The organism is Micromonospora sp. NPDC007220 (assembly GCF_040634035.1).
Lineage (GTDB): Bacteria > Actinomycetota > Actinomycetes > Mycobacteriales > Micromonosporaceae > Micromonospora > Micromonospora reichwaldensis.
Window position 1 is genome coordinate 21,627 of record NZ_JBEYEU010000035.1, and the last position, 21,078, is coordinate 42,704.

7 protein-coding genes are annotated in these 21,078 nt (G+C 76.0%); 2 read left to right on the forward strand and 5 right to left on the reverse strand.

The features are described from left to right. Nucleotides 1-27: 27 nt before the first annotated feature. The 4 genes from ABZ573_RS30215 to ABZ573_RS30230 form a co-directional block, all read right to left on the reverse strand. A complete protein-coding gene (locus ABZ573_RS30215) occupies nt 28-10,158 on the reverse strand; it encodes a type I polyketide synthase (RefSeq protein WP_358122424.1) in 10,131 nt (3,376 codons plus the stop codon). Between the two features lie 894 nt (nt 10,159-11,052). Next, nucleotides 11,053-11,832: a hypothetical protein gene (locus ABZ573_RS30220; protein ID WP_192581215.1), complete on the reverse strand. Its 780-nt coding sequence runs from the start codon at nt 11,830-11,832 to the stop codon at nt 11,053-11,055. 57 nt (nt 11,833-11,889) lie between these two features. Further along, nucleotides 11,890-13,335 (reverse strand): PrsW family intramembrane metalloprotease, encoded by a 1,446-nt coding sequence (locus ABZ573_RS30225; RefSeq protein ID WP_358122426.1) that lies wholly within the window; start codon nt 13,333-13,335, stop codon nt 11,890-11,892. Then, entirely contained in the window at nt 13,332-13,766 is a 435-nt protein-coding gene (locus ABZ573_RS30230; RefSeq protein ID WP_327028044.1) for a hypothetical protein, read from the reverse strand. Before ABZ573_RS30230 ends, ABZ573_RS30225 begins: the two co-directional genes overlap by 4 nt. A 184-nt stretch (nt 13,767-13,950) precedes the next feature. Between ABZ573_RS30230 and ABZ573_RS30235 the strand changes: the two genes are divergently transcribed. After that, nucleotides 13,951-14,709, forward strand: coding sequence for a hypothetical protein (locus tag ABZ573_RS30235; protein WP_358122428.1), 759 nt, complete (start codon nt 13,951-13,953; stop codon nt 14,707-14,709). After that, a complete protein-coding gene (locus ABZ573_RS30240) occupies nt 14,702-15,103 on the forward strand; it encodes a hypothetical protein (protein ID WP_358122430.1) in 402 nt (133 codons plus the stop codon). The genes ABZ573_RS30235 and ABZ573_RS30240 overlap by 8 nt, the downstream gene beginning before the upstream one ends. 153 nt (nt 15,104-15,256) lie before the next feature. On the opposite strand, the gene ABZ573_RS30245 is transcribed toward ABZ573_RS30240, so the two are convergent. Continuing rightward, a complete protein-coding gene (locus ABZ573_RS30245; protein ID WP_358122432.1) occupies nt 15,257-21,067 on the reverse strand; it encodes a beta-ketoacyl synthase N-terminal-like domain-containing protein in 5,811 nt (1,936 codons plus the stop codon). Nucleotides 21,068-21,078: the final 11 nt, after the last annotated feature.

The following is a 21,078-nucleotide window of genomic DNA, read 5'->3' on the forward strand; positions in this document are numbered from 1 at the left end:
GGGGTTCGAGGTGTGCGACATGCCGGATCAGGCCGAGCCGAACTCTTCGTCCAGCAGGCTGAAGATCTCCTCGGCGGAGGCCGACTCGAGGCTGGCGCCCTCGTCGGCGGCGGAGTCCGCACCGGACTCGGTGTAGGTCCACAGGGAGAGCAGTTCACGCAGCCGGGCGCCGACGGCGGCCCGGTCGGTGTCGGCCGAGGCCACCGCCCGCATGGCGTGCTCCAGCTTGTTCAGCTCGCCGAGCACCGTCAGCGCGGAGGTGCTCCGCTCCGCCAGCAGCGCGCCCCGCAGGTACTCGACCAGCGCGGCCGTGGTCGGCCGGTCGTAGATCAGCGTGGACGGCAGCCGCAGCCCGGTGGCCGCGTTGAGCCGGTTGCGGAACTCGACGGCGGTCAGCGAGTCGAAGCCCAGCTCGACGAAGCCGCGCTCGACGTCGATCGAGCGGATCGACGCGTAGCCGAGGACCGCCGCGGCGTGGGTGCGGACCAGGTCGGAGAGCACCTGGTCGCGGTCGGCCTCCGCCGTGGCGGCGAGGGTCTCCCGCAGCGCCTCGGCCGGATCGCGTTCGGCGGCCCGGGCCGCGCCGGTCGTCGCCGGCCGCACCAGCGACCGCAGCACCGGCGGCACCGCCGCCGGACCGTGCCGGCCGATCAGGGCGAGGTCCAGGTTGACCGGTACGACCACCGGCTCGGCGAAGCGCAGCGCCTCGCTGAACAGGTCCATGCCCTCGTCGGCGCCGAGCGGCACGAAGCCGCCCCGGTTCATCCGGGCCTCGTCGACGTGCCCGGTCTGGCCGTCGCCGGTGTCGTTGACCCACGGCCCCCAGGCCAGCGAGAGCGCCGGGAGTCCCCGGTCGCGCCGGTGCTGGGCGAGGGCGTCGAGGAAGCAGTTCGCCGCCGCGTGGTTGGCCTGCCCGGGGCCGCCGAAGAGGCCGGCCGCCGAGGAGAAGAGCACGAACGCGGCCAGGTCCAGCTTCTCGGTCAGCTCGTGCAGGTGCCAGGCCGCGTCGACCTTGGGGCGCAGCACGGTGTCGAAGCGGTCCGGGGTGAGCGCGGGCAGGACGCCGTCGTCGAGCACCCCGGCGGCGTGCACCACGCCGGTCAGCGGCAGGTCGGCGGGGATCTGGTCGACCAGCAGGGCGAGCGCGTCGCGGTCGGTGACGTCGCAGCCGACCACCCGGGCGGTGGCGCCCAGTCCGGCCAGCTCGTCGACCAGCGCGGCGACGCCCGGGGCGTCCGCCCCGCTGCGGCTGACCAGCAGCAGGTGCCGTACGTCGTGCCGGGTCACCAGCCGTCGCGCCACGAGCCGCCCGAGCAGGCCGGTCGCCCCGGTCACCAGGACGGTGCCGGCGGCCAGGTCGGGGCCGGACGCCTCGGCCGGGGGCGGGCCGAGCCGGGCCAGCCGGGGCACCCGGAGCTGGCCGGCGCGTACCGCGAGCTGGGGTTCGCCCGTGGCCAGGGCCGCCGGCAGCAGCGCGGCGGCCGAGGCGTCGTCGTCGACGTCGAGGAGCACGATCCGGTCGGGGTTCTCCGACTGGGCGGAACGCAGCAGGCCCCAGGCGGTGGCGGCCGGCACGTCGGCGATCCGCTCGTCCGGGTCGACCCGGACCGCGCCGCGGGTGACCACCACCAGCCGGGCGGCGGTGAGGGACTCCTCGGCGAGCCACTGCTGGGCCAGCGCGAGCATGCGGTGGGCGACGCGGTGCGCCTGGCGGGCCGGGTGCGGCTCGTCGGCGGCGGGTCCGACGCAGGTCACCACCACCGCGTCGGGCACCGGACCGCCCGCGCGCACCTCGGCGACCAGCGCGGAGAGGTCCGGGTGCCGGTCGGCGCCGGGCCAGTCGTCGCCGAGGGCGACGAGCCGGGACGTGCCGTCGGCGCGGCCGGTGGCGGGGGCGACCCAGTCGAGGCGGTGCAGGGACCGGCTGGCCGACCGGCGGGCGGCGCTGAGCTGCTCGCCGGAGATGGGCCGCAGGACCAGACCGTCGACGGAGGCGACCGGGGTGGCGCCGGTGTCGGTGATGGTCAGGGCCACGGATGAGGCGTCGGTGGCGCGCAGCCGGATCCGCAGCTCGCGGGCGCGGGTGGGCCGGATGGTCACGCCCGACCAGGTGAACGGCAGGCCCGGGCGGATGTCGGGGCCGCCCGCGGCGCCCGACGCGCCACCGGCGGGGTCGCCGGCCGTGGCGTCGGTGGCGCCCGCCGTGGCGCTGGCGCCGATGGCGTGCAGCGCCGCGTCCATCAGGGCCGGGTGCACCGAGAAGGCCGTGGTGTCGGTGGACGCGTCGGCGTCCAGGGCGACCTCGGCGAGGATGTCCGGGCCCGACCGCCAGGCGGCGCGCAGCGCCCGGAAGGCCGGGCCGTAGTGGTAGCCCTGGGCGGCGAGCCGGGCGTAGAGCCCGTCGAGGGCGATCGGCTCGGCGTCGGCGGGCGGCCACACGGCAGCCGGCGCGGGCTCCGGGTCGACGGTGTCGGCGAGCTGGCCGGAGGCGTGCCGCTGCCAGGCGCGGGAACCGTCGGGTCCGGTGTCGTCGTCGCGCCGGGTGTGGATGGCGACGGGCCGGTGCCCGGTCTCGTCCGGCGGGCCGACGCGGACCCGCAGGTCGATTCCTCCCTCGGTGGGGATCGCCAGCGGCGCCTCCAGGTTCAGCTCGGCGACGGTCGCCGCGCCGGCCTGCCGGCCGGTCCAGGACGCCAGCTCCACCAGCGCCGTCCCGGGCAGCAGCACCGTGCCCAGCACGGCGTGGTCGGCCAGCCAGGGGTGGGTGGCGAGGGTGATCCGGCCGGTGAACAGCAGCCCCTCGTCGCCGGGCAGGTCGGCCACCGCGCTGAGCAGCGGGTGGTCGACCACGTCGAGGCCCACGGCGGGCAGGACCGAGCGGTGCGCGCCGGTGCGCTCCAGCCAGTAGCGGTTCCGGTCGAAGGCGTACGTGGGCAGGTCGACCGGCTCGGCCTCGGGCAGCAGCCGGCGGTGGTCCACCGTCAGACCCAGGGTGTACGCGGTGGCGAGGCCGGTCAGCAGCCGGGTGGCTGCGTCGGCCGACCCGGCGAGGGTGTCCAGGACGTGGCCGGTGACGCCGGTCGCGTCGAGGACGGCGGCGACCCGGTCGGTCAGCGCCGGCTCCGGCGAGATCTCCACGAAGGTCACGTGTCCGGCGCCGACGGCGGCGCGCAGGGCGGCGTCGAGCTGCTCCGGCCGGGCCGCCTCGTCGGTGCCCGGACCGGCCGGGTGCGCGGCCCCGGAATCGGCCGGGGCGTCGGCGCGGAGGTCGGCCCAGTGGTCGGCGCCGAGGGTGGCCGCGTCGGCCCAGTCCCCGGTGAGCGTGGAGGCCAGCCGGGCGGTCCCGGGCTGCGGGGCGAGCCCCGCCAGGGCGACGCGGAGACCGTCGGGGTCCAGCTCGCCCGCGGCGGCCCGGGCCCGCAGCGCCACCGTCCGGGCGGCGTCGGACAGGGACAGCAGGCCCGCCACGTGGGCGGCCACGACCTCGCCGTCGCCGTCGCCGACGACCGCGGCCGGGGTGAGCCCGGCGTGCCGCCAGACGGCGGCGAGCGCCACCCCGACGGCGAACAGCACGGGCCGGGCCAGCTCCGGCCGCTCGCCCCAGGAGGCGTCCGCGCCGGTCAGCAGGGCGGCCGGGTCGACGTCGACCCAGGGGGCGAGGGCCTGCCGGCACTCGGCGAGGGCGTCGTCGAAGACCGGACAGCGGCCCACGAGTCCGGCCGCCGCGCCCGCCGGGGCGGCGCCCGGGAAGACGAACACCGGGCCGGCGCCGTGGTTGGCGACGGTGCCGGTCAGCACGTTGCCGGCCGGGGTGCCGGCGGCGAGCGCGTCCAGGCCGGCCAGCAGCTCGCCGGGGGTCGCGCCGAGCACCGCGGCACGCCTGTCGAACGCCGAGCGGGTCGCGGCGAGGGACCAGCCGACCGCCGCCGGGGCGAGGCCGGGGTGGGCCCGCAGGTGCCGGGCCAGCCGGGACGCCTGCGCGGCCAGGGCCGAGGTCGAACGGGCCGAGACCGGCCACACCACCACGTCGGCGGCGACCAGCCCGGCGGCGTGTTCCCGCGCCTCCGCGCCAGCGGCCAGCGGCGTCGGGGCGTCGGCCGCCTCGGCGTCGGCGGGCGCGTCGATGGGCAGCTCGACGACCACGTGGGCGTTGGTGCCGGAGATGCCGAACGAGGAGACCGCCGCGCGGCGGGGCCGGTCGACCGCCGGCCACGGCCGGGACCGGGTCACCAGCTCCACGTCGCCGGCCGACCAGTCGATGTGCGGCGACGGCTCGTCCACGTGCAGCGTCGCCGGGACGGTGCCCTCCCGCATCGCCAGGATCATCTTGATCACGCCGGCCACGCCGGCGGCGGCCTGCGCGTGGCCCATGTTCGACTTCACCGAGCCCAGCAGCAGCGGGCCCGCGTCGCCCCGGTCCTGCCCGTACGTCGCGAGCAGCGCCTGCGCCTCGATCGGGTCGCCGAGGACGGTGCCGGTGCCGTGGGCCTCGACGACGTCCACGTCGGTGACCGCCAGCCGGGCGCTGGCGAGCGCCTGCCGGATCACCCGCTGCTGGGAGGGGCCGTTGGGGGCGGTCAGGCCGTTCGACGCGCCGTCGGAGTTCACGGCGGAGCCGCGTACGACGGCGAGGATGCGCCGGCCCTGCCGGCGGGCGTCGGAGAGCCGCTGCACGAGCAGCATGCCGACGCCCTCGGACCAGCCGGTGCCGTCCGCCGTGGCGGCGAAGGACTTGCACCGCCCGTCGGAGGCGAGGCCGCCCTGGCGGGAGAACTCCTGGAACGCCGTGGGGGTGGCCATCACGGCCACGCCGCCGGCCAGCGCCAGGTCGCACTCGCCGCGCCGCAGCGCCGCCCCGGCGAGGTGCAGCGCCACCAGCGACGAGGAGCAGGCGGTGTCGACGGTGACGGCGGGTCCCTCCAGCCCGAGGGCGTACGCGACCCGGCCGGAGATCACGCTGTGCGCGGCACCGGTCATCAGGTAGCCCTCGACGCCCTCGGGGACCTCGGTCAGCCCGGTGCCGTAGCCGGAGGTGGAGGCGCCCACGAAGACGCCCGTACGGGTGCCGCGCAGCGTCGCCGGGTCCACCCCGGCCCGCTCCAGCGCCTCCCAGGACGTCTCCAGGGCGAGCCGCTGCTGCGGGTCCATGGCGAGGGCCTCGCGGGGCGAGATCTCGAAGAAGGCGGGGTCGAAGTCCGCCACGTCGTAGAGGAAGCCGCCCGCCGGGGGGTGCGTCCCCTCCGCCGGCTCGGGGATCTCCCAGCCCCGGTCGGTGGGGAACGGCGAGATGGCGTCCACCCCGTCGGCGACCAGCCGCCAGAACGCCTCCGGCCCGTCGATGCCGCCGGGGTAGCGGCAGGCCATCCCGACGATCGCGACGGGCTCGTCGGCGTCGACGACGACGGTCTGCGGGGCGTCGGCCGGAGCGGCGCCGGAGACCAGTTCGCGCAGGTGTGCGGCCAGCTCGGCGGGGGTCGGGTAGTCGAAGACCAGCGTGGTGGGCAGCCGCAGGCCGGTGGCCGCGTTCAGCCGTCCCCGGAAGTCCACGGCGGTCAGCGAGTCGAAGCCGAGGTCCTTGAACGGGCGTCCGCGCAGCTCGTCGGGCGTGGCGTGCCCCAGCACCGCGGCGGTCTGCTCGTTGACCAGCCGCAGCAGCTCCCGCTCCTGCTCCGCCGCCGGCAGCGCCGCGAGGTGGCGCAGCGGCGCGGCGACCCCGCCCGTGGGCGCGGCGGCCTCCTCCTCCTGCGCGACGAGCGCCCGCACCTGCGGCACGCCGCCCAGGAACGGGCTGGGCCGGGCCACGGTGAACGCGGGGTGGAACCGGCTCCAGTCGACGTCGGCGACGGTCACGCAGGGCGTCGGGCGGCGCAGCGCCCGGTCGAGGGCGACGAGCGCCTTCTCCGGGTCGATCGGCGGCAGGCCCATCCGGTTGAGCTGCTCGGTGGCCACGTTCTCGGCGGCCATGCCGTGTTCGCCGCCCCAGGCCGTCCAGGAGACGGCGGTGGCCGGCAGGCCCCGGTCGCGCCGGTTGACGGCCAGGGCGTCCAGCAGGGAGTTGCCGGCGCCGTAGGCGCACTGCCCGGCGCTGCCCCACACGCCGGAGATGGAGGAGAACATGACGAACGCGCCGAGGTCGCGCTCGGCGAGGCAGGCGTCGAGGTGCAGGGCGCCGAGCACCTTGCCCGCGACGACGTGGGAGAACTCGTCGAGGGTGGTGTCGGTCAGCGGGGTGAGCTGGTCGGTGCCGGCGGCGTGCACGACCGCGGTCAGGTCGGGCAGCGCGTCCACCAGGTCCGCCACGGAGCGCCGGTCGGTGACGTCGCAGGTGGCGACGGTGACCCGCCCGTCGGCGCCGTACCGGTCGACCAGGTCCGCCACGCCCGGGGCGGCGGTGCCCCGGCGGCTGGCCAGGACCACCCGCCCGGCGCCGCGGCCGAGCAGCCAGCGGGTGACGTGGCCGCCGAGGGCGCCGGTGCCGCCGGTGACCAGGACGGTGCCGGAGCACCAGTCGCCGGTGGGGGGCTCGTCCGCCGCCGGCGGGGCCGGGGTGAGCCGGCGGGCCCAGGTCCCGCCGGGCCGGACGGCCACCTGGTCCTCGCCGACGTGACCGGCCAGCACGGCGGCGAGCCGCCGGGTGGTGGCGTCGTCGACGGTGGCCGGCAGGTCGACCAGGCCGCCCCAGCGGTGCGGCTGCTCGACGGCCGCCGCGCGGCCGAGGCCCCAGACCTCGGTCTGCAACGGGTGCGCGACCCGGTCGCCCGGGGCCGCCGCGACCGCGCCGCTGGTGACGCACCACAGCGGCGCCACCAGGTCCAGGTCGGTCATCGCCTGGACCAGGGCGAGGGTGCTGGCCGCGGCGAGGGTCACGCCGGGGTGCTCGGCCAGCAGCCGGTCCTGGCCGGCGACCACGGCGAGCACGCCGTCGACCGGCCGGCCGTCGAGGAGGTCCCGCAGCCGGGCGGTGAGCGCCGCGCGGTCGAGGTCCGCCGCGCCGACGCGCAGCACCAGCGGCTCGTCGTCGCCGAAGAGCCCGGCCAGGCCGTCGGCCCACGCCGGCGCGTCGTCGGCCGGCAGCACGACCAGCCAGCGGCCCGCCGGGCCGTCGCCGTCCTCGACCGGCACGGGCTGCCAGGTCACCTGGTACGACCAGCCGTCCACGAGGGAGCGTTCCCGCCGGGAGCGGCGCCAGGAGGTGAGTACGGGCAGGGCCGGCAGCAGCGCCTGGACCTGCTCGTCGTCGTCGCCCAGTTCGCCGCGCAGCGTGTCGACGTCCGCCTGCTCCAGGGCGGTCCAGAACTCGTCGTCGCCGTCCGCCGACACGGTGTCGGGGGCGGCGGGCGGCGGCTCGGGCCAGAAGCGCTGCCGGCGGAAGGCGTACGCGGGCAGGGGCACCCGCGCGGTGTCGGCGCCGGCGAACAGCTCCGCCCAGCCGACCTCGACCCCACCGACGTGCAGCTCGGCGAGGGCGGTGAGGGCGGAGGCGGGCTCGGGGCGGTCGCGGCGCAGCAGCGCCACGGCGGCGGTGTCGTCGTCGGCGCCGGCGGCGGTCAGGACGTCGCGGGCCAGCGCGGTGAGCACGCCGCTGGGGCCGACCTCCAGGAACGTACGCACACCCAGGGCGCGCAGCTGGTCGACGCCGTCGGCGAACCGGACGGCCTCCCGCACGTGCCGCACCCAGTACTCGGCGGTGCGGATCTCGTCGGGGTCGGCGACCGTGCCGGTCAGGTTCGACACGATCGGCAGCGTCGGCGGGTGCAGTTCCAGCCCGCGCACCACGGCGGCGAACTCGGCGAGCATGGGTTCCATCAGCGGGCTGTGGAAGGCGTGGCTGACCCGCAGCGGCCTGGTGCGTACGCCCTGGTCGGCCCAGCGGCGTTCGAGTTCCTCGACGGCGTCGGCCGCGCCGGAGACGACCACGGCGGTGGGCCCGTTGACGGCGGCCACGGCGACCCGGTCCTCGACGCCGGCCAGGGCGGCCCGGACGGCGTCGGCGGGGAGCTGGACGGCCAGCATCGCGCCGCCGGCCGGCAGGGCCTGCATCAGCCGGCCCCGGGCGGCGACGAGGGTGGCGGCGTCGGGCAGCGACAGCACGCCGGCCGCGTGCGCGGCGGAGAGCTCGCCGATCGAGTGGCCGAGCAGGACGTCCGGGACGATCCCCCAGCTCTCCAGGAGCCGGAACAGCGCGACCTCGACGGCGAACAGGCCGGCCTGGGTGTAGAGGGTCTGGTTGAGCAGCCCGGCGGCCTCGTCGCCCTCGGGCGCGAAGAGCACCGGGGTGAGCGGGCGGGGCAGGTGCCGGTCCAGCTCGGCGCAGACCTCGGCGAGCGCCCGGCCGAAGACGGGGACCGCGGCGGCCAGCTCGCGGCCCATGCCGCTGCGCTGCGCGCCCTGGCCGGAGAAGAGTAACGCGAGCTTGCCGCCGCGCGGGCCGGCGCCGGTGACCAGGCCCGGGGCGTCGCCGCCGGTGGCGAGCGCGCGCAGGCCGTCGGCCAGGCCGGCGCGGTCGGCGGCGAGCAGCACGGCCCGGTGCTCGAGGCTGGCCCGGGTACGCGCCGACGACCAGCCGACGTCGGTCAGCCGCAGCTCGGGGCGGTCGTCGAGCCAGTCGGCCCAGCGGGTCGCCTGCGCGGCCAGGGACCCGGCGTCGCGGGCGGAGACCAGCACCGGCACGAGGCCGGCCCCGTCGACCGGGGCGGTGTCGGCGGCGGCCGGCACGGCGACCGGATCGGTCGCGGCGGCGCCGTCCGGGGCGTCCACGGGGGCCGGGTCGGCGGCGGGCGCCTCCTCGATGATCACGTGGGCGTTGGTGCCGCTCATGCCGAAGGAGGAGATGCCCGCGCGGCGGGGCTGCTCCCCGGCGGGCCACGGCTGCGGCTCGGTCGCCAGCGACACCGCGCCGGCCGTCCAGTCCACGTTGGGGGTGGGCTCGTCGACGTGCAGCGTCGCCGGCACGGTCTCGTGCCGCAGCGCCATCACCATCTTGATCACCCCGGCCACGCCGGCGGCAGCCTGGGTGTGCCCGATGTTCGACTTGACCGAGCCGAGCCAGAGCGGCCGGTCCGGCTGCCGGCCCTGCCCGTACGTCGACAGCAGCGCCTGCGCCTCGATGGGGTCGCCGAGGGTGGTGCCGGTGCCGTGCGCCTCCACGACGTCGACCTGCTCGGGCGCGAGCCGGGCGCTGGCCAGCGCCTGGAGCACGACCCGCTGCTGGGACGGGCCGTTGGGGGCGGTCAGCCCGTTGCTCGCGCCGTCCTGGTTGACCGCGCTGCCGCGCACGACCGCGAGGACGGGGTGGCCGTTGCGCCGCGCGTCGGAGAGCCGCTCGACGAGCAGCAGGCCGACCCCCTCGCCCCAGGCGGTGCCGTCGGCGGCGGCGGCGAACGACTTGACCCGGCCGTCCATGGCCAGGCCGCGCTGGCGGCTGAAGCCGATGAAGGCGGACGGGGTGGACATGACGGTGGCCCCGCCGGCGAGCGCCAGGGTGCACTCCCCCTGCCGCAGCGCCTGGCAGGCCAGGTGCAGGGCGACCAGCGACGACGAGCAGGCGGTGTCGACGGTGACGGCGGGGCCCTCGATGCCGAGCGCGTACGAGATCCGGCCGGACACGACGCTGGCCGCGGTGCCGGTGAGGATGTAGCCCTCGGTGCCGGGCGGCGGCTGCTGGAGCAGGCCCACGTAGTCCTGGCCGGTGGTGCTGGCGAACACCCCCACCTGGTGGCCGCGCAGCGCCGAGGGGTCGAGCCCGGCGTGCTCGAACGCCTCCCAGGCGGCCTCCAGCAGCAGCCGCTGCTGCGGGTCCATGGCGAGCGCCTCGCGCGGCGAGATGCCGAAGAACGCGGCGTCGAACTCGGTGGCGGAGTCGATGAAGCCGCCCTCGGCGACGTACGACGTGCCGGGGTGGTCGGGGTCCGGGTGGAACAGCCGCGCCAGGTCCCAGCCGCGGTCGGCGGGGAACGCGGAGAAGGCGTCGCGGCGGGAGTCGACGAGCTCCCACAGCTCCTCGGGCGAGCTCACCCCGCCCGGGAACCGGCAGGCCATGCCGACGATGGCGATCGGCTCCCGGTTGGCCGCCTCAAGCTCGCCGAGCTTCCTCCTGGTCTGGTGAAGGTCCGCCGTCACCCATTTCAGGTACTCCCGGAGCGTATCTTCAGTCGCCATTGACGCCACCTCTTCGGGCCGGAAAGAAACAGGCGGCCCAATACCGTCCACAGACGCCACAAGCCGCGAAGATCTAAGCCCATTCAGCCGACCACGAATTGCCAGACAAAAAGCGTTTCAGCCCCCACCAGGTCTTACGCGCCGGACGAAAGGTAATTGTCGCCGGACTGCGGTCACAACCCCTAGCGTGCCCCTACGGGTGCCCCTAGCCCGTGTTTCGTTAGGGACTGCCGGGCGGGGAGGTGGGCCCAGCGTGGCGGTGATCGATAAGAGCGGCGCTCCGGCAGATCGGTTAGCGGCCGAGGGAATCGACGACCGACCGGAGACCTGGCGCCAGGGTAGCGGCTGCGAGGCGGCCTGGCGTGCACGACGCCCGGTGGGCGAGGCTGCGGCTCGTCCGGCCTGCGGGTGCCGGGCCGAGGGCATCCGCCATATCGGACGAAACGGCAGATCGTCGACGGGGTCCGGTGGGCCGTCCCCGCCGTCGTCCGGCTCGCCGACCACCTCGATGCCGGCCATCCGACGGTCCGGACCGGGCCCGGGGCGGGATGAGCCCGAGGTGTACGCGCCGTGGCGGACCTCGTACCGCTGGTTCGGCGCCGGTGTGGCGTGGCCACCGGGGCACGGGCTGGCCCGCGGCCCCGGGACGGTCGACCGCCGGGACACGCCTCGCCTGCGAGCAGGGCCGCAAGCATCCCGGGCAGGGCGGCCAGGACACCCACCGGAAGGCCGAGAAATCCAGCGGTGGGCGGCCGCCCCGCGTGAACCGCCGTCGACTACCGCCTGCGACGCGCCGCGGAATGGGCCGTCACACGTGCTGCGAAGCCACCGGCACTGTCGTCGTCACCAGACCAATGGCCCGAGCCGCAGCAGCGGGATTGTCACGGAAACCCACTAGTACTGCATCACGCAATAGACGACAGTCGGATGCGTGAACCGGTACCAGCGGTTCCACCGGTAGTCCCGTGTGCAGTTTCTGTCGTTGGCCGCCCCTGGGACGATGTCGACGATGTGCACCGTGCCCTTTGCCTTGCACTTCGACGCGCCGACGATCCAGCCATTGCCCTTCGGGAATTTGTAGCAGTAGTTGCGCACCAGATGGCGCTCGAGACACAGGCGGTAGCCGTCTTCCCCGATGTACGCGGACTTGGGATCAGCGCACGCGCCCTGGTCGTAGTCCACCGACACCACCCGATAGGTGCCCCGCGTGCCGTTGCAGTTGCCGACACCCAGGAAGTCGCCGTCCTCGCTGACGACGATGCACTGCCCGATCTTCGCGGGCGGCGGTGGTGGTGGGGCCGCTTCGGTCGTGGGCGGCGGCTCCGGCGGAGCGTACGTCTCCCGCGTGGACGGTGGTGGGGGTGTCGTCGGCGACGGCACGGGAGGGGTTCCGTCCGCGACGGCCACCGGCCGGCCGTCGTCGCCCCTGTTGGCGACGACCAGCGCACCGGCCGCGACCACGCAGGTCCCGAGCAGGCACAGCGCCAGCACCCCGGCGATGACACCGATGATGAGAGGTCCGTTGTTCTTCGGCGGCGGCGCCGGTGGCAGCGGTGGCGGTGGCGGTGGTGGCGATGCCGGTGGCGGTGGCGGTGGCGGTGGCGCCGCGTTGCCGGGTCCCGGTGGGGTAGCACCCTGGTCGTCAGGCACGTCGGACGTCGGAGGCAGCGTCACCCGGGCAGTGTGGCACAGCTCCACTAGGGACGGCCAAATCTCCTGCCCGGGCCTGAGTTACCGCTGGCCGGCGGCCGGCGGAACCGGAGGGGCTTCCGTCCTCAGATCGCGAATCCGCTGCCGCAGCGTGTCTTCGGTCCCCGGCGGCGGCGGGTCGCCCCGGTGGCGGCGCCATCTGGCGAATGCCAGGTCCAGTTGCGCGGAGTGCAGACGCTTCATCCGCGTGTAGGCCGGACGGTCACCACGCAGGAGTGCCTGTAGCCGCATCCGGAGACGCAGCGACGGATTCACCAGTACGGGCACCTCGGTCCGGGTGATCGCGCCGCGCGGGTCGCACGCCTCACCCCGGAGCTGCCGATGCAGTGACCTGGTTTCCTGGCGCAGAGCGATGACGATGAGAAACAGCAGGATGGCGAACGCCGGCCCCTTGAGCACGATGAGGTTCAGCGGCTGCACAACGAACAACTGGAGCGTGGAATTGTCGGACTCCCAGTACAGGCGGCCCATTGCAAAGATGTCCCAGATCAGGTGGGCCGCGATGGCGACGGCGAAGCCGCTGCCAACGCAGACCGCCCGCCGTCGCCAGTCGCGGAACTGCATGGCGAGTCCGATGCCGGCGCCGATGATCCCCGTGTAGGTGGCATGGCTGACCAGGAGCCCGGTGACCTGCCGGTACCAGTGCTGGTAGAGCACGGCGCCGAAGTCCCCGGTCATGTAGGACATCGACTCGGCGAACTGGAAGCCGATTCCGACGCAGGCGCCGATGACGATGCCACCGAGCATGCCGTCGACGCGCCGCCAGGCGAGCAGGACGACCACGAGGACCCCGGCGCCCTTGCCCAGTTCCTCGGGGACCGCGGCGGCGGCCGCGTGACTGACGATCGCCGCGGTGCCCGGCATGAGCTCTGCCGTGATGACGACGTGCAGGATGCCCTCGACCATCTGGGCGAAGTAGGCGGCGACGAACAGGCCCCAGGCGAAGGCGGCCACGACCAGTCGCCACGGTGGCTTGCGGTTGCGCTGCATCCGGCGGAACGTCCACAGCGCGAAGAGGGTCGTCGGGATGCTCAGCAGCGCGCCCCGCCAGGCGATTCCCACCTGTAGGAGGGTGAGAAGCACGATCAGGAGGGCCGGCGCGGCGAACGCCAGCGCACCGCCGAAGGCCCAGGTCTTGAAGCGGCCACGCGGCGAGGCACCCGTGGCGGAGGTCATGGCGACGACGACGGCGGCGATGCAGGCGACGAAGAGCGAGACGCCGGCGGCCCCGAGGCTGACCATGCCAAGGACGCGTACCCCGGTGCCGTCGTCCCGGATGACGGCGACCAGCGACGCCACGGCGATCATCACCAGCAACGCCTCGCCGGTGGTGAGCGCGGCGCCGAGCCGGTCGAGCCGGTACGCAGCCGGCGCCGTCGGGTCCGCCACCACCGGGTCCGGTGCCACCGGCCGGTCCACCGACCGGGGCGGCGGGGCGCCGCTCGGCTGCGTGGTCGTCTCCGTCACCGCTCGATCTCCACGTGCACCCAGACGAGCACCTCCTCCGCCCGGTTCCCCCGGACGGTGGCCAACACGAACTGGTAGGTCCCCGCGGGTACGGCGGAGGTGGCGCTCAACGGCACCGGCTTGGCCCGCAGGTCGTCGAGATCCGGCAGGTCCACGCTGTTGGTCCGGTGGCCGAAGACGTCATACCAGCTCGCCCGCGCGGGTCGCGTGGCTGCTGCCCCGGCCACACCCTCGTCGATCGTGGCGGCCGGAATCTGCCCCTCTCGGAACCTCTTCTGCGGTCGATCGACGATGCGCGCGGTCGCCAGGTCGTACGCGTGCAGCCGGATCGCCAAGGCGGGAGAACGCTGTGGGGTGCTCGGCCAGGACACGGCCAGGACGCCGGCCGAGGCGAGGAGGACGATCACCGCGATCAGGCCGAGGACCGTCATTACGCGCACCGGAAGGTCGTCTTCCGTGGGCGCGGCCCCGTCTCCCGTGGGCGCGGCCCCGTCTGACACGGCTTCCTCCGTCCACGGTGGTGGGTTAACCTAGCCTAACCCGAAGCGACGGTCCCCCAGGTGCACGCGCTCACGCCTTCAGGTGGCTCGATTCCGACGCTCGGATGGGGAGGCCATGTCTGCGGCGGTGTCGGTCGAGGTGCTGGCCGAGGGCGTACCCATCGACTGTGGCGGGATGGCCGACGGCCTCGCCGGCTGCTACGGAGCGGTCCCCGCCGTCGGCATCGCCGCGGCTGCGGTGCTCGGTGCTGCCGCCCTCGCCGGCTACACGGCGTTCGCCGTGTTCTTCCCACAGGTGCTCAACGCCCTCATGGGAATACCGGCGACGACGGATCCGATGGGCCGCAGGTCGGACTGGGCCGATGCCCGCACGCACCCGCAGTCGCCGACCCGGCCGCCGGACTCGCACCTCGCCGGCGGCGACCCGGTCTACCACCGCCCCGGCGCCACGGCGATCGGCTACGACGAGTCGACCCTGCGGAACTTCGATGCCGTCGCGCCCGAGCCCGGCTACCACGACGTCGTGGTGCATGGTGAGCGCAACGGGCTCTTCCGCCCGGGCGTCGTCGGGGCGGACGGTGCCGGCCATCCCTCGAACTACACCCACCCGGCGCAGATCGCCGAGGCGATCCGCGGCAATCCGCACTACGGCGGCGGCCCGGTGCGCCTGGTGTCCTGCCACTCGGGCACCGTGGCGCCCGACGCGGGGGTCGCGCCGCCGGCCCAGCAGGTCGCGGACGCGCTGGGGGTGACGGTCATGGCACCCACCGACGCGGTCGGTGTGAACCGGTATGGTCCAGCGGGGCAGGTTCCTCGGATTAGGAACGGCGGCCAGTGGGTGACCTTCTATCCCGGCGGGAGGAGCGATGGGTGAGCCGGCGTTGCGGTTTGCCGGGATGTTCCGCGAGCTGGGACCCGTCGGCCTGGACCTGGTCCAGGAGAGCATCTTCGACAACGTCTCCGCCGAGGAGCTGCCGGATGTCGACGAGGTCGTCCGCTACCTCAGGGGCGGATACGTCCTCATCGACATGATGGACCTGGCCGACGACCCGTTCGACTCGACGCGACAGATCATGAACGGGTCGACGATCCGCACCGACGGTGACTGGCTGTGGCGCGACGACCTGGCGTACCACGTCCACCGGCACCGGGTGGCCCTCCCCGACGAGTTCCTGGCGCTGATCCGCGAACGCCGCTACGCCGTGCCGCACCGGGACGAGGAGCTGCTCCGCGAGAGGTCACTGGTGGCCGAGGAACTCGTGTTCTGACCACAACGCCCTGGTCGAGGTCCGAAGCGTCAGCGCCGGCGGCCTGCTGAACGCTCCGGCGCACCGTCCTTGCGGGCCGTGGCCGGGCGGGTGCGGCACCCCCGCCCGACCACGGGCGGCGCGACCGCCGACGACGGTCGCGCCAACCCGTTCCTACAGCCCCGGCAGGCTGCCCCCGGGGCCACCCAGCTCGCGGTGGATGAAATCGAAGATCTCGGCATCGGTGGCGTCGTCGAGGGTGTGCGTGGCCGGCTTCTCCTCGACGGGACCACGTTCGTCGCCCCACCGGGCGACGAACGCCTGCAACTGCACCAGCAGCTTCTGCCGGGTCAGCCGGTCCGGCGCGTCGGCCGCGAAGACGCCGTCGAGCCGCTCCAGCTCGGCGAGCAGCGGGGCCGCCGCGGCGGCGCCGTCCTCGACCAGCTGGTCGCGCAGGTGCCGGGCGAGCGCCGCCGGCGTCGGGTAGTCGAACACCACGCCCGCGGGCAGCTGGACGCCGGTGGCGGCACGGAGCCGGTTGCGCAGCTCCACGGCCGTCATCGAGTCGAAGCCGACCTCGCGGAACGCCCGGTCGGGCTCCAGCCCCCCGCCCCCGGGGTGGCCGAGCACGGCCGCCGCCAGGTTGCCCACGAGTTCGACGAGGACGCCCTCCCGTTCGCCGGGGCTCAGCGGCCGAAGCCGCTCCCGCAGCGCGGTCGCCGCCTCGTCGTCCGCCGGCTGGCGGTCGTCGTCGGCGGGCATCGCCGCGCCCGCCTCGGGGACCCCGGTCAGCAGCGGGCACGGCCGCATCGACGCGAACGTCGGCACGAACCGGTCCCAGCGCACGTCGGCGACGATCAGCCCCGCCTCCGCGCGCAGCGCCTGCCCGAACGCCTCGACGGCCAGCTCCGGGGGCAGGCCCGGCAGGCCCCGCCGGCGCAGCTGCGCCTGCTCGGCCGACTCGGGATCGTCGCTCCACGGGCCCCACGCCACCGCGGTGGCCGCCAGTCCGCCGTGCCGCCGGTTCGCCGCGAGCGCGTGCAGCAGCGCGTCGCCGGCGGACTGGCCGGCCCGGCCGCCCGCGCCCCACACCCCCGTGGTGGAGGTGCACAGCACGAACGCGTCGAGCGGCCGGTGCGCCAGCTCGTCGGCGTACCTCGGGACGTCGCCGACGGTGGCGGCCAGGTCGGCGGCGAGGCCGGCGAGGGTCAGCTCGGCCAGCGGCACCGACCCGGTCTCCGCCGGCACGTGCACGAGCGCCGTCACCGGCCGGCTCTCGGCGGCGAGCTGCTCCATCAGGTCACCGAGCTTGCCCGTCGCCGGCTCCGCCAGCGGGAGCACCTCCGCGCCCTGGCGGCCCAGCCAGTCCGTGGTGTGCCGGGCGAGGGCGCCGGTGCCGCCGGTGAGCAGGACCGTGCCGTTCGGGCGGTACCCGCCGCCCGTCGCCGGCCGCCCGGTGTCGCGGACCAGGCGTCGGGCGTGCACGCCGGCCTCCCGGACGGCGAGCTGGTCCTCCCCGTCGACGTTGACCAGGGCTGCGGCCAGGGCCGCGTACGCCGCCTCGGCCGGGCCCGCCGGCAGGTCGACGACTCCGCCGACGTGCCGGGGGTGTTCCAGCGCGGCGACGAGGCCGAGGCCCCACGTGGTGGCCTGCGTCGGGTGCACGACCGGTTCGTCGTCCACGGCGACGGCGCCGGCGGTGGCCAGCCACAGCGGCACGGGCGGGCCGGAACGGCGGGTGTGCGCCTGCACGAGCAGCAGGTTCGCGGCCAGGCCGGTCGGCAGCGCGGTCTGCTCCGGGTGCGGCGCCTCGTCCAGCGCCAGCAGGGAGAGCAGCGCCGTCGGCTGGTGCGCGGCGGCGAGCCGGTCGAGGTCGGCGGCCAGCCCGTCGCGGGTGGCCGTGGCCGGGTCGACGGTCAGCAGGTGCACCGTGGCGGCGCCGGCCGTGAGGGCGGCGAGCACCCGGTCGGTGACCTGGTGCGGCGGGGCCACCACCAGCCACGTGCCGGGGTCGGTGCCGGTCAGCGCCCGGCGCTCCCAGGTGACCCGGTACCGCCAGCCGGCCAGGGTGCCGTCGAGGTGCTGGCGGCGCCGCCACGACTCCAGTTCCGGCAGCAGCTCGCGCATCGGCTGGTCCGGGTCGAGGCCGAGGCGGCCCAGGTCGCCGTCGGTGACGGCCCGCCAGAACGCGTCGTCGACCGGGTCGGCGGCCGGCGTCGGCGCCGCGTCGAGGGTCGGCCAGTAGCGCTGCGGCCGGAACGCGTACGTGGGCAGCTCGGGCAGCCGGCGGGCATCCGGACGGGGGCCGGCCAGCACGGCGAGCACCGCCGCCCAGTCGACGTCCCGCCCGGTGCCGTCCACGACGGCCAGCGCGGCGAGCAGGGCGGCCGGCTCGTCGACGCCGGCGCGCAGCGCCGCCACGGCCGTCCCGTCGTCGTCGCCGGGCAGCAGGCCGGCGGTCATCGCGGTCAGCACCGCCTGCGGGCCGAGCTCCAGGAAGGTGTCGACGCCCGCGTCGCGCAGCGCGGCGATCCCGTCGGCGTACCGGACGGCCTCCCGGACGTGGCGCACCCAGTAGTCGGGCGTACGGATCTCGTCGGGCCCGGCGAGCCGCCCGGTCAGGTTCGACACGATCGGCAGCAGCGGCGCGGCGAACGTCAGCCCGTCGAGGACGGCGCGGAACTCGGCCAGCATCGGCTCCATCAGCGGGCTGTGGAACGCGTGGCTGACCCGCAGCCGGCGGGTGCGCACCCCGCGCTCCCGCCAGGTCCGCTCCAGCCCGTCGAGGGCGTCGAGGACCCCGGCGAGCACCACGGCGGTGGGGCCGTTGACGGCGGCGACGCCGACCCGGTCGGTCAGCCCGGCGAGGGACTCGACCACGGCCGCCTCGTCGGCGGCGACGGCGAGCATCCCGCCCCCGGCGGGCAGGGCCTGCATGAGCCGGCCCCGGGCGGCCACCAGCGTGGCGGCGTCCGCGAGGGACAGCACCCCGGCGACGTGCGCGGCGGTGATCTCGCCGATGGAGTGCCCGGCGACGTGCCCGGGCACCACCCCGAACGACTCGACCAGCCGGAACAGGGCCACCTCCAGCGCGAAGAGCCCCGCCTGGGTGAACACCGTCTCGTCGAGCAGCGCGGCCTCGGCGCTGCCCTCGGCCGCGAACAGCACCGGCTTCAGCGGCTGCGGCAGCTGGTGGTCCAGCGCCGCGCAGACCTCGTCGAGGGCCGCCGCGAAGACGGGGAACGTGTCGTACAGCTGCCGGCCGGCGCCGGGACGCTGGGCGCCCTGGCCGGAGAACTGGACGGCGAGGCCGCCGCCGTGCCGTCGGGCGGTGACCAGCGCGGGGTGGTCCTCCCCGCCGGCCAGCGCCCGCAGCGCGGCCAGCCGGGTCTCCCGGTCGGCGGCGACCACGGTGGCCCGCCGGCCGAGGTGGGCCCGGCCGTCGGCGAGCGCCCAGGCGACCAGGTCGGCGGGGTCGTCGTCCGTCGCCACCCGGTCGGCCAGCCGGCCGGCCTGCTCGCGCAGCGCGGGCAGGTCGGCGGCGGAGACCGGCCACGGCAGGGCCACGGCGCGGTGGTCGCGTCGCGCGTCGCCGTGCCCGACGGTCGCCTCGGGCCCTTCCCCGTCGGCGGCGACCGGTGCCGGCCGCTGCGGGGCCTCTTCGATGATCACGTGCGCGTTGGTGCCGCTGATTCCGAACGAGGAGACGCCGGCCCGGCGCGGCCCGTCCGTGGTGGTCCACGGCCGTGCCTCGGTGAGCAGCGCCAGCGTGCCGGAGGTCCAGTCGACGTGCGGGGTCGGCGCGTCCACGTGCAGGGTCGCCGGCAGCACCTCGTGTTGCAGGGCCAGCACCATCTTGATCAGGCTGGCGGCGCCCGCCGCGGCCTGGGTGTGGCCGATGTTCGACTTCACCGACCCGAGCCAGAGCGGCCGCTCGGCGGAGTGGTCCCTGCCGTACGTCGCCAGCAGCGCCTGCGCCTCGATCGGGTCGCCGAGGGTGGTGCCGGTGCCGTGCGCCTCGACGACGTCCACGTCGCCCGGGGTGAGGCCGGCGTTGTCCAGCGCGTGCCGGATGACCCGCTGCTGCGCGGGCCCGTTCGGCGCGGTGAGGCCGTTGCTCGCGCCGTCCTGGTTGACGGCGCTGCCCCGTACGACGGCGAGGATCCGGTTGCCGTCGCGCTGGGCGTCGGAGAGCCGCTGGAGCAGCAGGACGCCGACGCCCTCGCCCCAGCCGGTGCCGTCGGCGGCCTCGGCGAACGCCTTGACCCGCCCGTCGGCGGCGAGGCCGCGCTGCCGGGAGAACTCCAGGAACGCGCCGGGGGTCGACATCACCGTCACGCCGCCGGCGAGGGCGAGGTCGCACTCGCCGCTGCGCAGGGCCTGCGCGGCCAGGTGCAGTGCCACCAGCGACGACGAGCAGGCCGTGTCGACGGTGACCGCCGGGCCGTGCAGCCCGAACGAGTACGCCAGGCGGCCGGAGACCACCGACGCGCCGTTGCCGGTCGCCTGGTAGCCCTCCACCTGGGAGCGGGCGCCCAGCAGCAGCGTGGCGTAGTCCTGCCCGTTGGTGCCCATGAAGACGCCGGTGGCGGAGCCACGCACCCGGTGGGGGTCGATGCCGGCGCGTTCGAAGACCTCCCAGGTGGTGTGCAGCAGCAGCCGCTGCTGCGGGTCCATGGCGAGGGCCTCGCGCGGGTTGATCCCGAAGAACGCGGCGTCGAAGCCGGCCACGTCCCGCAGGAAGCCGCCGCTGCGCGTGTAGCTGGTGCCGACCCGCTCCGGGTCGCTGTCGAACAGGGCGTCGAGGTCCCAGCCCCGGTCGGTGGGCATCGGCGTCACCGCGTCCACGCCGTCGGCCAGCAGCCGCCACAGTTCCTGCGGCGAGGACACCCCGCCGGGGAAGCGGCAGGCCATGGAGACGATCGCGATCGGCTCGTCCGCCGGCGGCCGGGCCGAGGCCACGCCGCCGGTGGCCGGTCCGCCGTCCGCGCCGATGACGATTTCGGTACGCAGGAAGCGGGCCAGTTCCGCCGCCGACGGGTGGTCGAAGACCACTGTCGACGGCAGGGTCAGGCCGGTGACCCGGCCCAGCCGGTCGCGCAGCTGCACGGCGGCGAGGGAGTCGAAGCCCAGCTCCCGGAACGCCCGGCCGGCCGGCACCTGGTCGGTGGTGGGGTGGCCGAGGACGGCCGCCGCCTCCGCGCGGACGAGGTCGACCAGCAGCGCCTCCTGGCCGGTCGCCGGCAGCGTGGCGAGCCTGGCCCGCAGCCCGTCGGTGGCGGCGGCGCTCTCCGGCCGCTCCGGCTCCTCGGTGACGGCGGGGGCGACCCGGTCGAAGAGGTGGCTCGGCCGCGCGGCGGTGAACGCCGTGACGAACCGGGCCCAGTCGACGTCCACGATCACCGGGGCCGCCTCGGGGGCGTTCACCCAGCGGCCGAGCGCCGCGACGGCGGCGTCGGGTGTGAGCGGGCTGAACCCGCGGCGGCGCAGGCCGTCGGCCGTCTCGCCGGAGGCCATGCCGTCCTCCGCCCACGGGCCGTAGGCCAGGGCGGTGGCGGGCAGGCCGGCCGCCCGGCGGGCGGCGACGAGCGCGTCGAGCAGGGCGTTGCCGGCCGCGTAGCCGGCCTGCCCGCCGCCGCCCCAGACGCCGGCGACTGAGGAGAAGACCACGAACGCGTCGAGGTCCCGGCCCCGGCAGGCGGCGTCGAGGTGCACGGCGCCGAGCACCTTGCCGGCCAGGGTCTCCGACAGCTCGCCGTCGGTCACCTCGTACGCCGGGGTGGTGCCGCCGGACGCCCCGGCGGTGTGCACGACGGCGGTCAGCGCCGGCAGGTCCGCCACGAGGGCGTCGACCGCCGCCCGGTCGGTGACGTCGCACGCCACCACCCGCACCGCGCCCAACTCGGCCACCAGCTCGGCCGCGCCCGGCGCCGCCGGACCCCGCCGCGAGGCCAGCACCACCTCACCGGCCCCGTTGGCCAGCAACCAGCGCGCCA

Excerpts from the sequence above, each read along its gene's own strand:
- ABZ573_RS30235 (WP_358122428.1), top strand. The coding sequence starts at position 13,951 with ATGTCTGCGGCGGTGTCGGTCGAGGTGCTGGCCGAGGGCGTACCCATC.
- ABZ573_RS30230 (WP_327028044.1), bottom strand. The coding sequence starts at position 13,766 with ATGACGGTCCTCGGCCTGATCGCGGTGATCGTCCTCCTCGCCTCGGCC.
- ABZ573_RS30240 (WP_358122430.1), top strand. The coding sequence starts at position 14,702 with ATGGGTGAGCCGGCGTTGCGGTTTGCCGGGATGTTCCGCGAGCTGGGA.
- ABZ573_RS30215 (WP_358122424.1), bottom strand. The coding sequence starts at position 10,158 with ATGGCGACTGAAGATACGCTCCGGGAGTACCTGAAATGGGTGACGGCG.